This window comes from Micromonospora sp. CA-248260, from assembly GCF_050942205.1.
Taxonomy (GTDB): domain Bacteria; phylum Actinomycetota; class Actinomycetes; order Mycobacteriales; family Micromonosporaceae; genus Micromonospora; species Micromonospora antibiotica.
Window position 1 is genome coordinate 417,970 of the sequence record NZ_CP192021.1, and the last position, 19,247, is coordinate 437,216.

At 70.5% G+C, this 19,247-nt stretch carries 17 protein-coding genes; all 17 read left to right on the plus strand.

Annotation, left to right across the window (positions count from 1 at the left end; translation table 11 throughout):
- Nucleotides 1-324: 324 nt before the first annotated feature.
- The 17 genes from ACQP2H_RS02040 (at nt 325) to ACQP2H_RS02120 (ending at nt 19,197) form a co-directional block, all read left to right on the plus strand.
- Nucleotides 325-1,572, plus strand: a complete 1,248-nt coding sequence (locus tag ACQP2H_RS02040; protein WP_363818194.1) for a cell wall anchor protein — start codon at nt 325-327, stop codon at nt 1,570-1,572.
- A gap of 226 nt (nt 1,573-1,798) precedes the next feature.
- Nucleotides 1,799-2,446, plus strand: coding sequence for a demethylmenaquinone methyltransferase (locus ACQP2H_RS02045; protein WP_433233417.1), 648 nt, complete (start codon nt 1,799-1,801; stop codon nt 2,444-2,446).
- A gap of 67 nt (nt 2,447-2,513) precedes the next feature.
- Nucleotides 2,514-2,735: a hypothetical protein gene (locus ACQP2H_RS02050; RefSeq protein WP_357532997.1), complete on the plus strand. Its 222-nt coding sequence runs from the start codon at nt 2,514-2,516 to the stop codon at nt 2,733-2,735.
- A gap of 135 nt (nt 2,736-2,870) precedes the next feature.
- Nucleotides 2,871-4,145 (plus strand): geranylgeranyl reductase family protein, encoded by a 1,275-nt coding sequence (locus ACQP2H_RS02055; protein WP_208565512.1) that lies wholly within the window; start codon nt 2,871-2,873, stop codon nt 4,143-4,145.
- Nucleotides 4,146-4,280: 135 nt separating this feature from the next.
- Nucleotides 4,281-4,646: an NADH-quinone oxidoreductase subunit A gene (locus ACQP2H_RS02060; protein ID WP_067300536.1), complete on the plus strand. Its 366-nt coding sequence runs from the start codon at nt 4,281-4,283 to the stop codon at nt 4,644-4,646.
- A 14-nt stretch (nt 4,647-4,660) separates the two neighbouring features.
- Nucleotides 4,661-5,338 carry a NuoB/complex I 20 kDa subunit family protein gene (locus ACQP2H_RS02065; RefSeq protein WP_067300532.1) on the plus strand — a complete coding sequence of 226 codons (678 nt, stop codon included), beginning with the start codon at nt 4,661-4,663 and terminating at the stop codon, nt 5,336-5,338.
- Between the two features lie 105 nt (nt 5,339-5,443).
- Entirely contained in the window at nt 5,444-6,181 is a 738-nt protein-coding gene (locus ACQP2H_RS02070) for an NADH-quinone oxidoreductase subunit C (protein WP_363818199.1), read from the plus strand.
- Complete coding sequence (locus ACQP2H_RS02075; protein ID WP_208565514.1) at nt 6,178-7,503, plus strand: NADH-quinone oxidoreductase subunit D; 1,326 nt, start codon at nt 6,178-6,180, stop codon at nt 7,501-7,503. Before ACQP2H_RS02070 ends, ACQP2H_RS02075 begins: the two co-directional genes overlap by 4 nt.
- Nucleotides 7,500-8,600 (plus strand): NADH-quinone oxidoreductase subunit NuoE, encoded by a 1,101-nt coding sequence (gene nuoE / locus ACQP2H_RS02080; RefSeq protein WP_357533001.1) that lies wholly within the window; start codon nt 7,500-7,502, stop codon nt 8,598-8,600. The genes ACQP2H_RS02075 and nuoE overlap by 4 nt, the downstream gene beginning before the upstream one ends.
- Nucleotides 8,597-9,913: an NADH-quinone oxidoreductase subunit NuoF gene (nuoF, locus tag ACQP2H_RS02085; RefSeq protein ID WP_357533003.1), complete on the plus strand. Its 1,317-nt coding sequence runs from the start codon at nt 8,597-8,599 to the stop codon at nt 9,911-9,913. Before nuoE ends, nuoF begins: the two co-directional genes overlap by 4 nt.
- A gap of 55 nt (nt 9,914-9,968) precedes the next feature.
- Nucleotides 9,969-12,395 carry an NADH-quinone oxidoreductase subunit G gene (locus ACQP2H_RS02090; RefSeq protein ID WP_357533005.1) on the plus strand — a complete coding sequence of 809 codons (2,427 nt, stop codon included), beginning with the start codon at nt 9,969-9,971 and terminating at the stop codon, nt 12,393-12,395.
- On the plus strand, nt 12,392-13,744 hold the full coding sequence (gene nuoH / locus ACQP2H_RS02095; protein ID WP_219465892.1) for an NADH-quinone oxidoreductase subunit NuoH: 1,353 nt from the start codon (nt 12,392-12,394) through the stop codon (nt 13,742-13,744). Before ACQP2H_RS02090 ends, nuoH begins: the two co-directional genes overlap by 4 nt.
- Before the next feature lies 1 nt (nt 13,745).
- On the plus strand, nt 13,746-14,384 hold the full coding sequence (gene nuoI, locus ACQP2H_RS02100; protein ID WP_208565519.1) for an NADH-quinone oxidoreductase subunit NuoI: 639 nt from the start codon (nt 13,746-13,748) through the stop codon (nt 14,382-14,384).
- Nucleotides 14,381-15,151, plus strand: a complete 771-nt coding sequence (locus tag ACQP2H_RS02105; RefSeq protein ID WP_088646150.1) for an NADH-quinone oxidoreductase subunit J — start codon at nt 14,381-14,383, stop codon at nt 15,149-15,151. Before nuoI ends, ACQP2H_RS02105 begins: the two co-directional genes overlap by 4 nt.
- A 175-nt stretch (nt 15,152-15,326) precedes the next feature.
- On the plus strand, nt 15,327-15,626 hold the full coding sequence (nuoK, locus tag ACQP2H_RS02110) for an NADH-quinone oxidoreductase subunit NuoK (RefSeq protein WP_091244416.1): 300 nt from the start codon (nt 15,327-15,329) through the stop codon (nt 15,624-15,626).
- A 12-nt stretch (nt 15,627-15,638) separates the two neighbouring features.
- Nucleotides 15,639-17,600: an NADH-quinone oxidoreductase subunit L gene (gene nuoL / locus ACQP2H_RS02115; RefSeq protein ID WP_433230719.1), complete on the plus strand. Its 1,962-nt coding sequence runs from the start codon at nt 15,639-15,641 to the stop codon at nt 17,598-17,600.
- A gap of 64 nt (nt 17,601-17,664) precedes the next feature.
- On the plus strand, nt 17,665-19,197 hold the full coding sequence (locus ACQP2H_RS02120) for an NADH-quinone oxidoreductase subunit M (protein WP_208565521.1): 1,533 nt from the start codon (nt 17,665-17,667) through the stop codon (nt 19,195-19,197).
- Nucleotides 19,198-19,247 lie beyond the last annotated feature (50 nt).

Consider the following 19,247-nt stretch of genomic DNA (forward strand, 5'->3'; position numbering starts at 1 on the left):
GGCGGATGCCTGCCACGCGGCACTCCGGCGCGGGGGTTGGCGCGGCCCGACAGCGCCCGCTAACGTGCGCCCGACGTACCTTGGTTTCCCCGTCGGGAAGCCCGTACGAGCGTCGTACGTCCTCCATCGGCCCGGGAGGGCCGTTCATATAAAACGGGGGCGGGACGGGTGACCGTCCCGCCCCCGCTCCTCCTCCGTTCGGCCCCGTCTGGGACAAAATCGCACGTCACGGCTGGCGCACCGGCGTCGATCTCGGATAACGTCCGCTCGGTTCGCCACATCAGCCACACCTTTCCCAGCAGTCCCTAGCCCCCCGGGGGATCGATGACTCTGTTCCACCGCTCGGCCCTGGCCCGTGTCGGCGCCGTGGCCCTGCTCGCCGTGGGTGGCCTGGCCACCGTCGCCGCCCCGGCCACCGCCGCCGACCAGGCGCAGCTCGACCTCGTTCCGCTCAGCTCCCAGCTGGCCCTGGGCGTCAAGGAGGCCAAGGCCAAGCCGTTCAAGTTCTCCGTCCAGAACTTCCGGGGTTCGGTCGACGCCAAGGACGTGAAGGTCACCGTCGAGACGGCGGGCCTGAAGGCGAACAAGGTCGGGGTGCTCAAGCCGGACGCCTGCGCCGCCAGCGGCACCGCCTTCACCTGCTCGCTGTCCGACCTGGGCGGCACCACCGACGACATCGCCGCCGGCACCACCGAGGAGTTCGGCATCCCGCTGTTCGGCACCGACACGCGCGGCAAGGGGGGCGTGCTGAAGGTGACCGTGAGCGGGTCCAACACCACCTCGGACTCGGTCGACCACGAGATCATGGTGGTCAAGCCCGGCTACGACCTGACCACCTGGGTGCAGGACGTCTATGCCGACGTGGTGGTCGACGGCGACGAGGCCGGCGAGAGCGGGCTGACCGGCGTCAAGCCCGGCGGCACCGCTCCGCTGGACTGGGCGCTCTACAACGGCGGCAGCCGCCGGGCCACCGGCATCTTCTACGGCATCGCGCTGCCCGACGGCGCCAGCTTCGTCGACCTGCCGGAGAGCTGCGTCATGCAGGACCTGGGCGGCGTGGTGGCGTACTGCGAGGACTCCGGCGCGGTGCTGCGGCCGGGCGAGTTCTACACCGCCGACGTACGGGTGAAGGTCGGCGCGGGCGTCACCGAGAAGGTGCTCACCCCGGGCGTGCTGTTCGCCGCCGGGCTGACCGAGGCCGAGGGTACGCCGGAGGAGGAGCCGCAGGTCGCCAGCAAGGCGCAGCGGAAGATCTTCATCGAGACCGACGACGGTGACAACACCTCGCTGTTCGACGTCTTCGTCGACCTGACCACCGGTCCGAGCCCGTCGCCGAGCCCGAGCCCGAGCACCAGCCCGACCGGTCAGCCGAGTCCGAGCGCCAGCGCCAGCCCGACCACCGGTGGTGGCACGGGTGGCGGCGACGGCGGTCTGCCGGTGACCGGCGCACAGGCCACCCTGATCGGGGGGATCGGTGCCGCCGTGCTGCTCGCGGGCGGGGTGCTGCTGATGCTCGCCCGTCGGCGTCGGCTCGTGCTGGTGACCCCGGGCGACGAGAAGCCGCGGAGCTGAGCGACGGCGGGTCGTCGCGCCACCGGGCGGTGGTACGTGGAGCGGGCGGGGTGGTCATCCACCCCGCCCGTCCTGCGTCCTGGTCGCCCCGGCCCGGGGTGACGGGCCGGGCGGGTGGCGACCCAGCGCCGGGTGGGTGGGCGGGGGCTGGCAGAGTGGAGGGGTGAGTCGTACCCCGCAGGGCCAGCGCGCCGGCCTGGACAAGTCCCCGCACGAGGTCGCCGCGATGTTCGACGGGGTGGCCGCCCGTTACGACCTGACGAACACGGTGCTGTCCTTCGGGCAGGACCGGTCGTGGCGGCGGGCCACCCGGGCGGCGCTCGGGCTGCTCCCCGGGGAGCGGGTGCTGGACGTGGGCGCCGGCACCGGGGTGTCGACCCAGGAGCTGGCCCGCTCCGGGGCGTACGCGGTGGGTGCGGATCTGTCGCAGGGGATGTTGCAGGCCGGGCGGCGGGTCCGGCCGGAGGTGCCGCTGCTGGCCGGGGACGCGTTGCGGCTGCCCTTCGCCGACGCCTCCTTCGACGCGGTGACGATCTCCTTCGCCCTGCGCAACGTCAACGACACCGATGCGGTGCTGCGGGAACTGGCCCGGGTGACCCGGCCGGGCGGGCGGCTGGTGGTCTGCGAGTTCAGCACTCCGGTGCAGCCGGCCTTCCGTACCGTCTATCTGTCGTATCTGATGCGGTCGTTGCCGGTGGTGGCCCGGACGGTGTCCAGCAACCCCGACGCGTACGTCTACCTGGCGGAGTCGATCCGGGCCTGGCCGGATCAGGCGGCGTTGGCGGCGCGGATCGGCGCGGCCGGTTGGGGCCGGGTGGCGTGGCGCAACCTGACCGGCGGGGTGGTGGCCCTGCACCGGGCCGTCCGTGGGTGACCGTGGGTGAACGGCGACTTTCCCTGATATCCGCTTTTGGTGCACTTTGCGACGTATGCTCCCGTGCATGACGGGAGTAGCACCCGGCGGCCCACCGGCCCCCACCGACGACGCCGCCGCCGAGCTTGCCGCCCAGCTCAGGGAGCTGGTCGGCGCGGACCCCGTCGAAGTTCGCCAGGTGGTGGCCGAGGTGCTCGGCGCGCTCGACCGGGCGGCGGGCGGAGCGCTGCGTGACCAACTTCCGGCGGCGATCAGGGCCGAAACCGGCCTGGACGGCGTCCGGAACTGACGGGCGGACCCACCCCGACCCGCATGTTTCCAGGAAGTTAGGTACCCCTCACCCGGCAGCGGAGTAACCACGGTCATAGACTCCAACCCGATCGGGCTTGTGAAGCATTTCACGAGCGTGCGGGAGGAGGCGCAGATGACTTCGGTGGAGAACGACGCCGACGTGATCGTGGTGGGCGCTGGTCCCGGCGGATCGGCGACGGCGTACCACCTGGCGCGGCACGGCGTACGCGTGCTGCTGCTGGAGAAGACCGAGTTCCCCCGCGAGAAGGTGTGCGGGGACGGGCTCACCCCCCGGGCGACCCGGCAGCTCATCCGGATGGGCGTGGACACCTCGCCCGAGGCCGGCTGGCTGCACAACAAGGGCCTGCGGGTGATCGGCGGCGGGGTACGCCTCGAACTGGACTGGCCCGACCTGGCCAGCTTCCCCAACTACGGCCTGGTCCGCACCCGGCTGGACTTCGACGACCTGCTCGCCCAGCGGGCGGTCTCCGCCGGTGCCGAGCTGCGCACCGGCGTCAACGTCATCGGCCCGGTGCTCGACGCCGACGACCGGGTGGTCGGGGTGACCGCCGAGGTCGGCCCAGACCGGGAGCCGGCCACCTTCCACGCCCCGCTGGTGGTCGCCGCCGACGGCGTCTCCGGCCGGTTCCCGCTCGCCCTCGGCCTGGCCAAGCGGGAGGACCGGCCGATCGGGGTGGCCGTGCGGCGTTACTACCGCTCGCCGGCCAAGCACGACGACGACTACCTGGAGTCCTGGCTGGAGCTGCGCAGCAAGGACAACGACGCGCTGCTGCCCGGCTACGGCTGGATCTTCGGCCTCGGCGACGGCCGGGTCAACGTCGGCCTCGGCGTGCTCAACTCCTCCTCCGCGTTCGGCAAGACCAACTACCGGCGGCTGCTCACCGACTGGCTGGCCAACACCCCGGCGGACTGGGGGATGACCGACGAGGCGAACGCCGACGGCCCGATCCTCGGCGCGGCGCTGCCGATGGGCTTCAACCGGGTGCCGCACTACACCCGGGGGGTCCTGCTGGTCGGCGACTCCGGCGGCATGGTCAACCCGTTCAACGGCGAGGGCATCGCGTACGCGATGGAGTCCGGCGAGCTGGCCGCCGAAGTCATCGTGCAGGCGCTGGCCCGGCCGGCCGGCCCCGAGCGGGAGCGGGCGTTGACCGCGTACCCGCAGGAGCTGAAGGCCCGGTTCGGCGGCTACTACCGGCTCGGCGGGATCTTCGTCAAGCTGATCGGCCGGCCCGAGGTGATGCGGATGGCGACCAAACACGGCATGCCGCACCCGATGCTGATGCGCTTCGTCCTCAAACTGCTGGCCAACCTGACCGACCCGCGCGGCGGGGACGCGATGGACCGGGTCATCAACGCGATGACGAAGGCGGCCCCGGCCGTCTAGACCGACCCGCCCGAGGCCAACGACGGTCCCGGGCGGGACAAGAGATCGACCCCCGCTGACGGACGTCACGGTGGACGTGAATAGTGTGAATTTTGTCAAGCACCTGGGGCAGGGGAAGGACGAGCAGGAGAAAAGATGTCGCTCTCGCCTTACGCACCGATCATCGGGCTGTTCGCCCTCGCCGCGGCGTTCTCGCTGTTCTCCGTGGCCGCCGCCCGCTTCGCCGGTCCCCGGCGCTACAACAAGGCCAAGCTCGAGGCGTACGAGTGTGGGATCGAGCCCAGCCCGCAGCCCGTGGGCGGCGGCCGGTTCCCGATCAAGTTCTACCTGACGGCGATGCTCTTCATCGTCTTCGACATCGAGATCATCTTCCTCTACCCCTGGGCGGTCTCCTTCGACGCCCTGCCGATCTTCGGCTTCGTGGAGATGGTCCTGTTCATCGTCGCGGTCTTCGTCGCGTATGCCTATGTGTGGCGGCGCGGCGGCCTGGACTGGGACTGAGGGAGGAACGTCAGATGGGCATCGAGGAGAAACTCCCCGCCGGCGTCCTGCTCACCTCCGTGGAGAAGCTGGTCAACTGGTCGCGGAAGTCGTCCGTCTGGGGCGCCACCTTCGGCCTGGCCTGCTGCGCCATCGAGATGATGGCGGCCGGCGGCCCGCACTACGACATGGGCCGCTGGGGCATGGAGGTCTTCCGGGCCTCGCCACGCCAGGCCGACCTGATGATCGTGGCCGGCCGGGTGAGCCAGAAGATGGCCCCGGTCCTGCGCCAGATCTACGACCAGATGGCCGAGCCCCGCTGGGTGTTGTCCATGGGCGTCTGCGCCAGCAGCGGCGGCATGTTCAACAACTACGCGATCGTGCAGGGTGTCGACCACGTCGTCCCGGTCGACATGTACCTGCCGGGCTGCCCGCCCCGCCCCGAGATGCTCATCGACGCGATCCTCAAGCTCCGCGAGAAGATCATGTACGAGCCGCTCGGCCCGAACGGCCGCAAGATGCAGGCGGCCCGCCTGGAGCGCGGCGACGTGCCCGTGGTGCCGTACGGCTCGATGCCGTCGTCGTACCGCAACGACAAGGCCCGCCGTGCCGAGTGGACGAAGGCGGTCCGCGAGGGGCGCGAGGAGCAGTTGCGGATCGAGAACTGGATGAACGCCCAGAACCACCTCCAGACCCAGGCTGGTCCCAAGTGAACGCGGCGCAGCGCAGCCCCGCAGTGGTGAACGGAGGGCAGGCAGGGTGAGCGCGAGGAGTGCAGCGCAGCGGAGCCCCGCAGTCGCGAACGGAGGGCAGGCACGGTGACCGCGCCGAACGACAGGAAGAACGACGGCGGGGTGCCGGTGCCGGTCACCCCGGCCGGTGCGACCAGCGGCGCTCCCGCCGAGCTGCCGCCGTCCAGCCCCGCCGGGCGCGGCATGTTCGGCATGCAGGGCACCGGCGACGTCTCCGGCTACGGCGGCCTGGTCCGCCATCGCACCCCGATCGAGGAGGCCCCCCGGCCGTACGGGGGCTACTTCGACGAGGTGCGCGACGCGCTGGAGGAGGCGTACCCGCACTTCGCCGACGCGATCGAGAAGGTCGTCGTCGACCGGGGCGAGCTGACCCTGCACGTGCGTCCGGAGCGGATCGCCGAGGTCTGCCAGGTGATGCGGGACGACCTGGCGCTGCGCTTCGAGCTGTGCTCCTCGGTGTCCGGTGTGGACTATCTCGGTGCCGACGAGCGCCGGCTGCACGTCGTCTACCTGCTGACCTCGATGACCTACCGGCGTCGGGTCCGGCTGGAGGCGGCGGTGTCCGCCGAGAGCCCGCACCTGCCCAGTGTCACCGCCGTCTACCCGACGGCCGACTGGCAGGAGCGCGAGGCGTACGACATGTTCGGGGTCATCTTCGACGGCCACCCCAACCTGACCCGGATCCTGATGCCGGACGACTGGGAGGGCCACCCGCAGCGCAAGGACTACCCGCTCGGCGGGGTGCCCGTCGAGTACAAGGGCGCGGAGATCCCGCCGCCGGACCGTAGGAGGTCATACCAGTGACCACGTCCAACTACGCGACCGAACGGGAGACCACCGAGGGGCGGGTCTTCACCGTCACCGGTGGGGACTGGGACCAGGTCGTCTCCGGCACCGACCCGATCAACGACGAGCGGATCGTCGTGAACATGGGTCCGCAGCACCCGTCGACGCACGGTGTGCTCCGGCTGATCCTGGAGCTGGAGGGTGAGACGGTCCGCGAGGCCCGCTCGGTCGTCGGCTACCTGCACACCGGCATCGAGAAGAACCTCGAGTACCGCAACTGGGTGCAGGGTTCGACCTTCGTGACCCGGATGGACTACCTCGCTCCGATCTTCAACGAGACTGCGTACAGCCTCGCGGTGGAGAAGCTGCTCGGCATCACCGACGACATCACCGAGCGGGCCACCACGATCCGCGTGCTGATGATGGAGCTGAACCGGATCTCCTCGCACCTGGTGTGGCTGGCCACCACCGGCATGGAGCTGGGCGCGATCTCCATCATGCTGTACGGCTTCCGCGAGCGGGAGTACATCCTCGACATCTTCGAGACCATCACCGGCCTGCGGATGAACCACGCTTACGTCCGGCCGGGCGGGGTGGCGCAGGACGTGCCGGACGCCGCGATCGTCAAGATCCGCGAGTTCCTCACGATGATGCCGAAGAAGCTCAAGGAGTACGAGGACCTGCTCTCCGGCCAGCCGATCTGGACCGAGCGCACCCAGGGTGTCGCGGTGCTCGACGCGACCGCCTGCCTCGCGCTCGGCGTGACCGGCCCGGTGCTGCGCTCCGCCGGACTCGGCTGGGACCTGCGCAAGACCATGCCGTACTGCGGTTACGACAGCTACGAGTTCGACGTGCCGACCCACCCGGACGGCGACGTCTGGGGCCGCTACCTGGTCCGGCTCGCCGAGATCCGGGAGTCGCTCAAGCTGGTCGAGCAGGCGCTGGACCGGTTGCGGCCGGGCCCGGTGATGGTGGCCGACCGCAAGATCGCCTGGCCGGCGCAGCTCGCCATCGGCGTGGACGGCATGGGCAACTCGCTGGAGCACGTCGCCAAGATCATGGGTCAGTCGATGGAGTCGCTGATCCACCACTTCAAGCTGGTCACCGAGGGCTTCCGGGTCCCGCCGGGCCAGGTGTACGTCGGCATCGAGTCCCCCCGGGGCGAGCTGGGCGTGCACGCGGTCTCCGACGGTGGCACCCGACCGTACCGGGTGCACTACCGGGAGCCGAGCTTCGTCAACCTCCAGGCCCTCCCGGCGATGGCCGAGGGCGGCCTGATCGCCGACGTGATCGCCGGTGGCGCCTCGCTGGACCCCGTGATGGGTGGATGTGACCGATGAGTGTTTTCACTGAAGAGACCCGGGCCCGGGCGCGGGAGATCATCGCCCGGTACCCGGCCGACCGGTCCCGCTCGGCGCTGCTGCCGCTGCTGCACCTCGTGCAGTCCGAGGAGGGTTACGTCTCCCCGGCCGGGGTGACGTTCTGCGCCGAGGTGCTGGGCCTGAACAAGGCCCAGGTCGGCGCGGTGGCCACCTTCTACACCATGTACAAGCGCCGGCCCACCGGTGACTACCTGGTGAGCGTCTGCACCAACACGATGTGCAACGTGCTCGGCGGCCAGGAGGTCTACGACACCCTGGTCGAGCACCTGGGCGTCGGGCACGACGAGACGACCGCCGACGGGAAGATCACCCTGGAGCACGCCGAGTGCCTGGCGGCGTGCGACTACGGCCCGGTGATGACGGTCAACTACGACTTCTTCGACGGCGTCGACCCGCAGGGCGCGGTCGGCGTGGTGGACGAGCTGCGTGCCGGGGGCCGGCCGATGCCGACCCGGGGTGCCCGGCTGTGCACGCTGAAGGAGATGGCCGTGCAGCTCGCCGGGTTCGCCGACGAGCGCGACGGTGCGGTCGCCGACGGTGGGCCGGGTGCGGCCACCCTGCGTGGCCTGCGGCTGGCCGAGCAGCACGGCATCTCGGCACCGGGCTACGACCCGAAGACCCCGATCCGCAGCAAGGCCGAGGCCGACCGGGCCGCCGCCGAGGCGAAGGCGAAGGCCGAGGCCGCCAAGGCTCCCGCGCCGGCCGCACCGGCGGCGAAGCCGGAGCAGATCACCGGCAGCACCGCGCCGGACGTCAAGGCGCCGGACGACAAGTCGCCGCAGGTGCGTACCGCCGAGACCCGGCAGCCCGACGCGGCGACCGCCGCGCCGGACGCCCCCGGCACCAAGGTCCCGACGGACGGCCCGCCACCGGCGTCCCGCGACGCGCAGGCGGCGCAGGCAGCCGGGGTGGCCGCGAACACCCCCGCCGGTGACGGCAAACCCGCCGGCGACGAGGCCGGTGCGCAGGAGCGCAACCTCAAGGAAGCCGAGGCGGAAACGGGCGCTGCCGGCGCGGGCTCCGCCGTCGCGAGCGAGACGGGGGCCCAGAAGTGACCACTCCCCGGCCGGAGACCCTGGCCAAGCTGACCCCGGTGCTGACCCGGCGCTGGATCTCCCCGGACGCCTGGCGGATCGGCACCTACGAGAATCTCGACGGCTACGCCGCGCTGCGCAAGGCCCTCAAGGCCCACCCGGACGACCTGATCCAGCTGATCAAGGACTCCGGGCTGCGTGGGCGGGGTGGCGCGGGCTTCCCCACCGGCCTGAAGTGGGGCTTCATCCCGCAGGGCGACGGCAAGCCGCACTACCTGGTGGTCAACGCCGACGAGGGCGAGCCGGGCACCTGCAAGGACCTGCCGCTGATGACCCACGACCCGCACTCGCTGGTCGAGGGGGTCATCATCGCCTCGTACGCGATCCGGGCCAACCGGGCCTACATCTACATCCGGGGCGAGGCGGTGCACGCCGCCCGCCGGCTGCGCAACGCGGTGGCCGAGGCGCAGGCCAAGGGCTACCTCGGGCGCAACATCCTCGGCACCGGGTTCGACCTGGAGCTGGTGGTGCACTCCGGTGCCGGGGCGTACATCTGCGGCGAGGAGACGGCGCTGCTGGACTCGCTGGAGGGGTTCCGGGGCCAGCCCCGGCTCCGCCCGCCGTTCCCCGCCACCCACGGCCTGTACGCCAGCCCGACGGTGGTCAACAACGTCGGCACCATCGCCAGCGTCCCGTACATCGTGCTGGGCGGTGCGGACTGGTGGAAGTCCATGGGCACCGAGAAGTCCTCCGGGCCGATGATCTACTCGCTGTCCGGCCGGATCGCCAACCCCGGCCAGTTCGAGTGCGGTCTGGGCGTCACCCTGCGCGAGCTGATCGAGCTGGCCGGCGGGATGCAGCCCGGTCACCAGCTGAGGTTCTGGACGCCGGGGGGGTCGTCGACCCCGCTGCTCACCGCCGAGCACCTCGACGTGCCGCTGGACTTCGAGGGGGTGGCGGCGGCCGGCTCGATCCTGGGCACCACGGCCACCCAGATCTTCTCCGACCAGGACTGCCCGGTCTACGCGACCTACCGGTGGCTGGAGTTCTACCACCACGAGTCGTGCGGCAAGTGCACCCCGTGCCGGGAGGGCAACTACTGGATGGTCCGGGTCTACCGGCGCATCCTCGCCGGCCAGGGCACCCACGAGGACCTGGACACCCTGCTCGACACCTGCGACAACATCCTCGGCCGCTCGTTCTGCGGTCTGGGCGACGGCGCGACCAGCTCGGTGACCTCGTCGTTGCAGTACTTCAAGCAGGACTACCTCGACTACATCGAGGGGCGTACCGCGCCGAAGCTCTCCGACAAGTCTCTGGTTGGAGCCCACTGATGAGCGCGAGGAACGAGCTTGCGAGTCCCGCAGTCGCGAATGGAAGGCGACTCTAATGACTGACGTGGCGAAGGCCGCCGAGACCGTAACGCTCACCATCGACGGCGTCGAGGTCACCGCCCCCAAGGGGGCGCTGCTGATCCGGGTCGCCGAGCAGTTGGGCACCGAGATCCCCCGCTTCTGCGACCACCCGCTGCTGGCCCCGGCCGGTGCCTGCCGGCAGTGCCTGGTGGAGGTGGAGGGGCAGCGCAAGCCGGTCGCCTCCTGCACCCAGACCGTCGCCGAGGGCATGGTGGTCCGCACCCAGCTCAGCTCCCCGGTCGCCAAGAAGGCGCAGGAGGGGGTGATGGAGCTGCTGCTGCTCAACCACCCGCTGGACTGCCCGATGTGTGACAAGGGTGGTGAGTGCCCGCTCCAGAACCAGGCGATGTCCACCGGCCGCACCGACTCCCGCTTCCACGAGCACAAGCGGGAGTACGTCAAGCCGATGGAGATCAGCACCCAGGTGCTGCTCGACCGGGAGCGCTGCGTGCTCTGCCAGCGCTGCACCCGGTTCTCCGAGGAGATCGCCGGCGACAAGTTCATCGACCTGATGGGCCGGTCGTCCGCCGAGGAGATCAACATCTACCGGGACGACGCGTACGGCGCGGAGGGCGACTCCGGCGACGTCCCGTTCAACTCGTACTTCTCCGGCAACACCGTGCAGATCTGCCCGGTCGGCGCGCTCACCGGGGCGCAGTACCGGTTCCGGGCCCGCCCGTTCGACCTGGTCTCCAGCCCGAGCGTCTGCGAGCACTGCTCGGCCGGCTGCGCGCAGCGCACCGACTGGCGGCGGGGCAAGGTGCTGCGCCGTCTGGCCGGGGACGACCCGCAGGTCAACGAGGAGTGGAACTGCGACAAGGGGCGGTGGGGCTTCCAGTACACCCGCGCCTTCGACCGGCTCACCACCCCGTTGGTCCGCGACGAGAAGTCCGGTGAGCTGCGGGAGGCGTCCTGGAGCGAGGCGCTGACCCGGGCCGCCGACGGGCTGCGGGCCGCCCGCGACGAGGGACGCGGCACGGCGGTGCTGACCGGCGGCCGGCTGACCGTCGAGGACGCCTACGCGTACGCGAAGTTCGCCCGGGTCGCCCTGAACACCAACGACATCGACTTCCGGGCCCGGCCGGTCTCCCGCGAGGAGTCCGACTTCCTGGCCAGCAGCGTCGCCGGGGTCACCGACGTGACCTACGCCGACGTGGAGAAGGCGTCCTCGGTGGTGCTGGTCGGGCTGGAGCCGGAGGAGGAGTGCCCGATCCTCTTCCTGCGGCTGCGCAAGGCGTACCTGAAGAAGAAGCTGACGGTCTACGCGATCGCCCCGTTCGCCACCCGGGGCCTGGAGAAGCTCGGGGCCAAGCTGGCCCGGGTGGTGCCGGGCGAGGAGGCGAGCGTGCTCGCCGAGCACGACACGGTGGCCGAGGCGTTGAGCGCCGAGGGCGCGATCCTGTTCGTCGGCGAGCGGCTGGCCGGGGTGCCCGGTGGCCTCTCCGCCGCCGCGGACGTCGCCCGGCGTACCGGTGCGAAGTTGGCCTGGGTGCCGCGGCGCGCGGGTGACCGGGGTGCGGTCGACGCGGGCTGCCTGCCCAACCTGCTGCCCGGCGGGCGTCCGGTGACCGAGCCGTCGGCCCGCGCCGAGCTGGGCGAGGCGTGGGACATCCCGGCCGGGGTGATCCCCAGCCAGGCCGGTCGGGACACCGACCAGATCCTGGCCGCCGCCGCGAACGGCCAGCTCGGCGCCTTGGTGGTGGCCGGGGTGGACCCGGCCGACCTGGCCGACCCGAGGCTGGCCGAGCAGGCGCTCGACGCGGTGCCGTTCCTGGTCAGCCTGGAGCTGCGCAACTCGGCGGTGGCCCGTCGGGCGGACGTGGTCCTGCCGGTCGCCCCGGTGGCCGAGAAGGCCGGCAGCTTCCTGGACTGGGAGGGTCGGCTGCGTACGTTCGAGGCGGTGTTGCACACCGCCGCGATGACCGACGCGCGGGTGCTGGACGCGATCGCCGCGCAGCTCGACGTCCGGCTCGGCACCGGCGACGTGTCGGGCATCCGCCGGGAGTTGGGCGCACTGCCGCCGACCCGGGCCGACCGGCCGGTCACCCCCTCGGTCTCCCCGGGGGCCGTGCCCCAACCGGGTGCGGGCGAGGCGGTGCTGGCCACCTGGCACCAGCTGATCGACCTGGGCAGCCTCACCGACGGCGACGAGCACCTCGCCGGCACCGCCCGCCCGCCGGTGGTCCGGCTGGGCAAGGGCACCGCCGAGACGCTCGGCGTTGCCGACGGCGACCCGGTCACGGTGGGCACCGACCGGGGTGCGGTCACCCTGCCGGCGGCCATCACCGAGATGCCCGACGGCGTCGTCTGGCTGCCGACCAACTCTCCCGGTTCGACCGTCCGGCGCAGCCTCGGCACCGCGTCCGGCACGGTGGTACGGATCTCCGGAGGTGCACAGTGAACACCCTCCTCCTGGCGCAGGACCCGACGCTCGCCGACTTCGGCCGGGACCCGTGGTGGCTGGTCCTTATCAAGATCGTCTTCGCGTTCGTCTTCGGTCTGCTCGCCACCCTGCTCGGCGTCTGGTTCGAGCGGCGGGTCGTCGGCTACATGCAGGTCCGGCCCGGCCCCAACCAGGTCGGCCCGTTCGGCCTGCTCCAGACCCTCGCCGACGGCCTCAAGATGGCCTTCAAGGAGGACATCCTCCCGAAGGCCGCCGACAAGGTGGTCTACTTCTTCGCGCCGGTCATCTCGGTGGTCTGCGCGGTCACCGCACTGTCGGTGATCCCGTTCGGCCCGATGGTGAGCATCTTCGGCCACCGGACCCCGTTGCAGGTCACCGACGTACCGGTGGCGGTGCTGGTGCTGCTGGCCTGCTCGTCGCTGGCCGTCTACGGCATCGTGCTCGGCGGCTGGGCCTCCGGCTCGACGTACCCGCTGCTCGGCGGCCTGCGCTCCAGCGCCCAGATGATCTCCTACGAGGTCGCCATGGGGTTGAGCATCGTCGCGGTGTTCATGACCGCCGGCACCATGTCCACCAGCGGGATCGTCGCCGCCCAGGGGGACGCCACCCGGCTCACCATCGCCGGCGTCGAGATCCCCGCCCCCGGCTGGTACGCGATCCTGCTGCTGCCCAGCTTCATCATCTTCTTCATCGCCACGGTCGGCGAGACCAACCGGGCGCCGTTCGACCTGCCCGAGGCGGAGTCGGAGCTGGTCGCCGGCTTCATGACCGAGTACAGCTCGCTGAAGTTCGCGCTCTTCATGCTCTCCGAGTACGTCGCCATGGTGACCATGTCCGCGGTGACCACGACGCTGTTCCTCGGCGGCTGGCGGGCACCCTGGCCGATCACCCTGTGGGCGGACGCCAACACCGGTTGGTGGCCGATGCTCTGGTTCTTCGGCAAGGTGCTGCTGCTGGTCTTCGTCTTCGTGTGGCTCCGGGGCACCCTGCCCCGGCTGCGCTACGACCAGTTCATGCGCTTCGGCTGGAAGGTGCTGCTCCCGATCAACCTGGTCTGGATCCTGGTCCTGGCCGGGCTGCGCTCCATCGAGGACTGGCAGTCGCGGGACCGGCTGCTCGCCACCGCCGTCGGCGCGGGCGTACTGCTGCTGGCGACGCTGCTGTGGCCGAGCCGCAAGCCGGCCCCGAAGCCGACCCCGCAGGAACAGGCCGACAACCGGCCGTACGGCAGCTTCCCGTTGCCCCCGCTGGATCTACAGGTACCGCCGAGCCCGCGCACGAAGCGTGTGGTCGCCGAGCGGGAGCCGGCCAACATCGCCACCGGCTCCGACTCTCAGGAGGTGTGACGTGGGCGCGATCACCGGAACGTTCAAGGGCTTCGGTGTCACCTTCTCGCACATGTTCAGGAAGGTCGTCACCACCGACTACCCGTTCAAGCCGCCGGTCTCGGCGCCGCGCTACCACGGGCGGCACATCCTCAACCGGCACCCGGACGGCCTGGAGAAGTGCATCGGCTGCGAGCTGTGCGCCTGGGCCTGCCCGGCGGACGCGATCTTCGTCGAGGGTGGCGACAACACCGACGAGCAGCGCTTCTCGCCGGGCGAGCGGTACGCCAGCGTCTACCAGATCAACTACGCCCGGTGCATCTTCTGCGGGCTCTGCATCGAGGCCTGCCCGACCCGTTCGCTGACCATGAGCAACGAGTACGAGCTGGCCCGGGACAACCGGCAGGACCTCATCTTCACCAAGGAGCAGTTGCTCGCTCCGCTGCTCGAAGGCATGGAGCAGCCGCCGCACCCGATGCGGCTCGGTGACAGCGAGAAGGACTACTACGTCGGCGCGCTGACCAACCCGGGCACCTCGGCCGGTGCCGAGCAGTCCCCGATGGGGCCCGGCCGCTACCAGGTCGAGGAGCATCCCGGGGTGACCTTCCCGGGTGCCGAGCAGGCGGCCCAGCGGGCGGCGGGCAAGGGAGCCGGAGCATGAACACGTCCACGGTGCTCGCCGCGGCGGGCCAGGTGTCCGGGGGTGAGGAGGTCACCTTCTGGATCCTCGCCCCGTTGGCGCTGATCGGCGCGATCGGCATGGTCTGGGCGCGCAACGCCGTGCACTCGGCGCTGTTCCTGGTGCTCACCATGCTCTGCCTGGGCGTGTTCTACGTGCTCCAGGCCGGGCCGTTCATCGGCATGGTGCAGATCATCGTCTACACCGGCGCGATCATGATGCTGTTCCTGTTCGTGCTGATGCTGGTCGGCCGGGACGCCTCCGACTCGCTGATCGAGACGCTGCGCGGCCAGCGGGTCGCCGCGGTGGTGCTCGGGCTCGGCTTCGCCGGGCTGGTCGGTACCGGCCTCTACCGGGCGCTGAACGGGGTCACCGCCGTCGGCCTGGACCAGGCCAACGCGGAGGGCAACGTGCAGGGCATCGCCCGGCTGCTGTTCACCAAGTACGTCCTGGCCTTCGAGCTGACCTCCGCGCTGCTGATCACGGCGGCGATCGGCGCGATGGTGCTGGCGCACATCGAGCGGCGCAAGGAAGACAAGATGGACCAGGTCGCCACGATGAAGGCCCGGTTCCGCCCCGGCAACTACCCCGGCCCGAAGCCCGGTCCGGGCGTCTTCGCCACCTCCTCCTCGGTGGCCACCCCGGCCCGGCTGCCCGACGGCCGGCTGACCGACCGCAGCACCCCGGCGATCCTGCCGCAGCGGGAGCTGACCGCCGAGGAAACCACCCTGAAGGGGACGGAACGGTGAGCGCGAGGAGTGCAGCGAAGCGGAGCCCCGCAGTCGCGAACAGCGGCGTGGCTTCGGTGAGCGCGAGGAGTGCAGCGAAGCGGAGCCCCGCAGTCGCGAACAGCGGCGTGGCCTCGGTGAGCGCGAGGAGTGCAGCGAAGCGGAGCCCCGCAGTCGCGAACGAAAGGCCGGTCCGGTGAGCCCTGACTACTACCTGATCCTGGCGGCGGTGCTGTTCACCATCGGCGCGGTCGGCGTGCTGGTGCGGCGCAACGCGATCGTGCTGTTCATGTGCGTGGAGCTGATGCTCAACGCGGCCAACCTGACGCTGGTCACCTTCAGCCGGATCAACGGTGACCTCAACGGACAGATCATGGCGTTCTTCGTGATGGTGGTGGCGGCGGCCGAGGTCGTGGTCGGGCTCGCGATCATCATGTCGATCTTCCGGACCCGGCGCTCCGCGAGCGTCGACGACGCCAACCTGCTGAAGTACTAAAGGGGCCCTGCGGTGGATGAGATTCTGACGTACGCCCAGGCGGCAGAGCCAGCGGGTGCCGTCACCTACGCGGCGGCTGACGGCCTGCTGAGCAGCGTCTGGCTGTTGGTGGCGATCCCGCTGGCCAGCGCGGCGATCCTGCTGCTGCTCGGCCGGCGGGCCGACCGCTGGGGGCACTGGCTGGGCGTGGCCGCGATCGGTGCCGCGTTCGTGCTGGGGCTCACCTCGTTCTTCCAGCTGCGCGGGCTGGAGAACAAGTCCGTCGAGCTGAGCCTCTGGGACTTCATCACGGTCGGCAACCTGCGGGTCGACTTCGGTCTGCTCTTCGACCCGCTCGCCGCCGTCTTCGTCCTGCTGATCACCGGGGTGGGTTTCCTGATCCACCTCTACGCGGTCGAGTACATGGCGCACGACGAGGGCCGGCGACGGTTCTTCGCGTACTTCAACCTGTTCGTCGCCGCGATGCTGCTGCTGGTGCTCGGCAACAACTACGTGATGCTCTACTTCGGCTGGGAGGGCGTCGGCCTGGCGTCGTACCTGCTGATCTCCTTCTGGTACGGCCGGCCGAGCGCGGCCACCGCCGGCAAGAAGGCGTTCCTGATGAACCGGGTCGGCGACGCCGGCCTGGCGATCGGCATCTTCATCCTGTTCGCCACCCTCGGCACCACCCAGTACGACGAGGTCTTCTCCTCCGTCGGCGGGCTGGCCAGCGGCACGGTGCTGGTGCTGGGCCTGCTGCTGCTGCTCGGCGCGGCCGGCAAGTCCGGTCAGTTCCCGCTCCAGGCGTGGCTGCCGGACGCGATGGAGGGCCCGACCCCGGTGTCGGCGCTCATCCACGCGGCCACCATGGTCACCGCGGGTGTCTACCTGATCGCCCGGTCCAACCCGATCTTCTCGGCCAACGAGACGCTGCAACTCGTGGTGGTCAGCGTCGGCGCGCTGACCCTGCTGATGGGCTGCATCATCGGCGCGGCCAAGGACGACATCAAGCGGGTGCTGGCCTGGTCGACCGTCAGCCAGATCGGTTACATGTTCCTCGGTGTCGGTCTCGGCGGTGCGGCGTACGCGCTGGCCATCGTGCACCTGCTCGCGCACGGCTTCTTCAAGGCGAACATGTTCCTCGGTGCCGGCTCGGTCATGCACGGCATGAACGACCAGGTGGACATCCGCCGCTTCGGCGGGCTGTCGAAGTACATGAAGATCACCTGGATCACCTTCATGATGGGCTGGCTCGCCATCATCGGCATGTTCCCGTTCTCGGGCTTCTTCTCCAAGGAGCCGATCATCGTGGCGGCGTTCGAGCGGGAGGGCTGGACGGCCTGGCTGTTCGGCGGGGCGGCGCTGCTCGGCGCGGGGCTGACCGCCTTCTACATGACCCGGTTGTTCGTCCTCACCTTCCACGGCCCGAAGCGGTGGACCGAGGACATCGAGCACCCGCACGAGTCGCCGAAGCTGATGACCATCCCGCTGATCCTGCTGGCGGTCGGTTCGGTCGGTGCCGGTTTCCTGCTCGCCACCTCGGTGCCGGACTGGCTGACCGCCACCGCCGGGCTGGGCGGCGAGCACGCCGAGCACGCGGCGGTGCTGCCGCACTGGCTGCTGACCGCACTGTCGCTGGTGGTGACGGTGCTCGGTGCCGGGCTGGCCTGGGCGCTGTTCCGCAACGGCACGGCCACCGCGCCGCAGCCGGCCGGGGTGCTGGTCACCGCCGCCCGGCGCAACCTCTACACGGACGCCTTCAACGAGGTGGTCTTCGAGAAGCCGGGCATCTTCCTCACCCGGGCGCTGGTCTTCCTCGACAACCGGGGCATCGACGGGCTGGTAAACGGCCTCGCCGCCGGGGTCGGGGGCGGTTCGGGTCGGCTCCGGCGCTGGCAGACCGGCTTCGTCCGGTCGTACGCCACCTCGATCCTGACCGGCGCGCTGCTCGTGGTGGCGGCGTTCCTGGCGGTGCAGGCGGGGTGGCTGGCGTGATCGACCTCAATGCGACAGCCCCCGCCGGCGGGCCCCGCATCCACGACGGAGGTAAGGCCGCATAATGTCCAACTTCCCGTTCCTCTCGGTGCTGACCGTGGCACCGCTGGTCGGCGCCCTGGTCGTGGCCTTCCTGCCGCGTCGCCGGCCCGACCTGGCCAAGCAGGTCGCGTTCGGCTGGTCGCTGCTGGTGCTGGCGCTGTCGGTGGTGATGTGGGTTTCGTTCCAGGCCGACGGTGACCGGCTCCAGTTCCGCGAGTCGTACCCGTGGATCCCCACCTGGGACGTCAACTTCACCTTCGCCGTCGACGGCATCGCACTGGTCATGCTGATGCTGATCGCGGTGCTGGTGCCGCTGGTGATCCTGGCGTCCTGGCACGACGCCGACGCGTCGAAGCGGTCGGTGCCGGCCTACTTCGCCCTGCTGCTCGTCCTCGAATCCACGATGATCGGCGTCTTCGCCGCCGCCGACGTCTTCCTGTTCTACGTGTTCTTCGAGGTCATGCTGGTGCCGATGTACTTCCTGATCGGCAGCTACGGCGGCCACCAGCGGCAGTACGCGGCGGTGAAGTTCTTCCTCTACTCGCTGGTCGGCGGGCTGTTCATGCTGGCCGCGGTGATCGGCCTGTGGGTGGTCGGCGGCAAGACCTTCGACTGGCAGACGCTGACCCAGGTGGACATCTCCACCGGCACGGAGCGCTGGCTGTTCCTCGGCTTCTTCCTCGCCTTCGCGATCAAGGCGCCGTTCTTCCCGTTCCACACCTGGCTGCCGGACGCCGGTCGGGCCGCCCCGGCGGGTGCCGCCGCGCTGCTGGTCGGCGTGCTGGACAAGGTCGGTACGTTCGGCATCCTGCGGTACTGCCTGCCGTTGTTCCCGGAGGCGTCGAAGTGGTTCGCCCCGTGGGCGCTGGCGCTGGGGCTGATCGGCATCCTCTACGCCGCGCTGCTCGCCGTCGGCCAGTCCGACCTGAAGCGGCTGGTGTCGTACACCTCGATCGCGCACTTCGGGTTCATCGGGGTCGGCATCTTCGCCTTCACCACCCAGGCGGGCACCGGCGCGGTGCTCTACATGCTCAACCACGGGCTCGCCACCGGCCTGCTGTTCCTGGTCGTCGGGATGCTCATCGCCCGCCGGGGCTCGTCGCTGATCTCCGACTTCGGTGGGGCGGGCAAGCTGGTGCCGCTGCTGGCCGGGGTGCTCTTCTTCGCCGGTCTGGCGTCGCTGGCACTGCCCGGCACCGCGCCGTTCGTCTCCGAGTTCCTGGTGCTGATCGGCACCTTCACGGTGAACAAGCCGGTCGCGGTGATCGCCACCCTGGGCATCATCCTGGCGGCGGCGTACGTGCTGTGGATGGTGCAGCGCACCACCCAGGGCACGCTCAACCCGGAGCTGACCGAGGTCAAGGCGATGCACCGCGACCTCACCCTGCGCGAGAAGGCAGTGGTCGCCCCGCTGATCGCCCTGATCCTGCTGCTCGGCTTCTATCCCAAGCCGGTCACCGATGTGATCAACCCCGCCGTCCAGGCGACCATGCAGGACGTCGGCAAGACCGATCCCGCCCCTGAGGTCGGCAGCGTCCAGGAGGCTGCGCAGTGAGCGCGAGGAGCGAACGAGCGCAGCGAGTGAGCCCCGCAGTCGCGATCGAA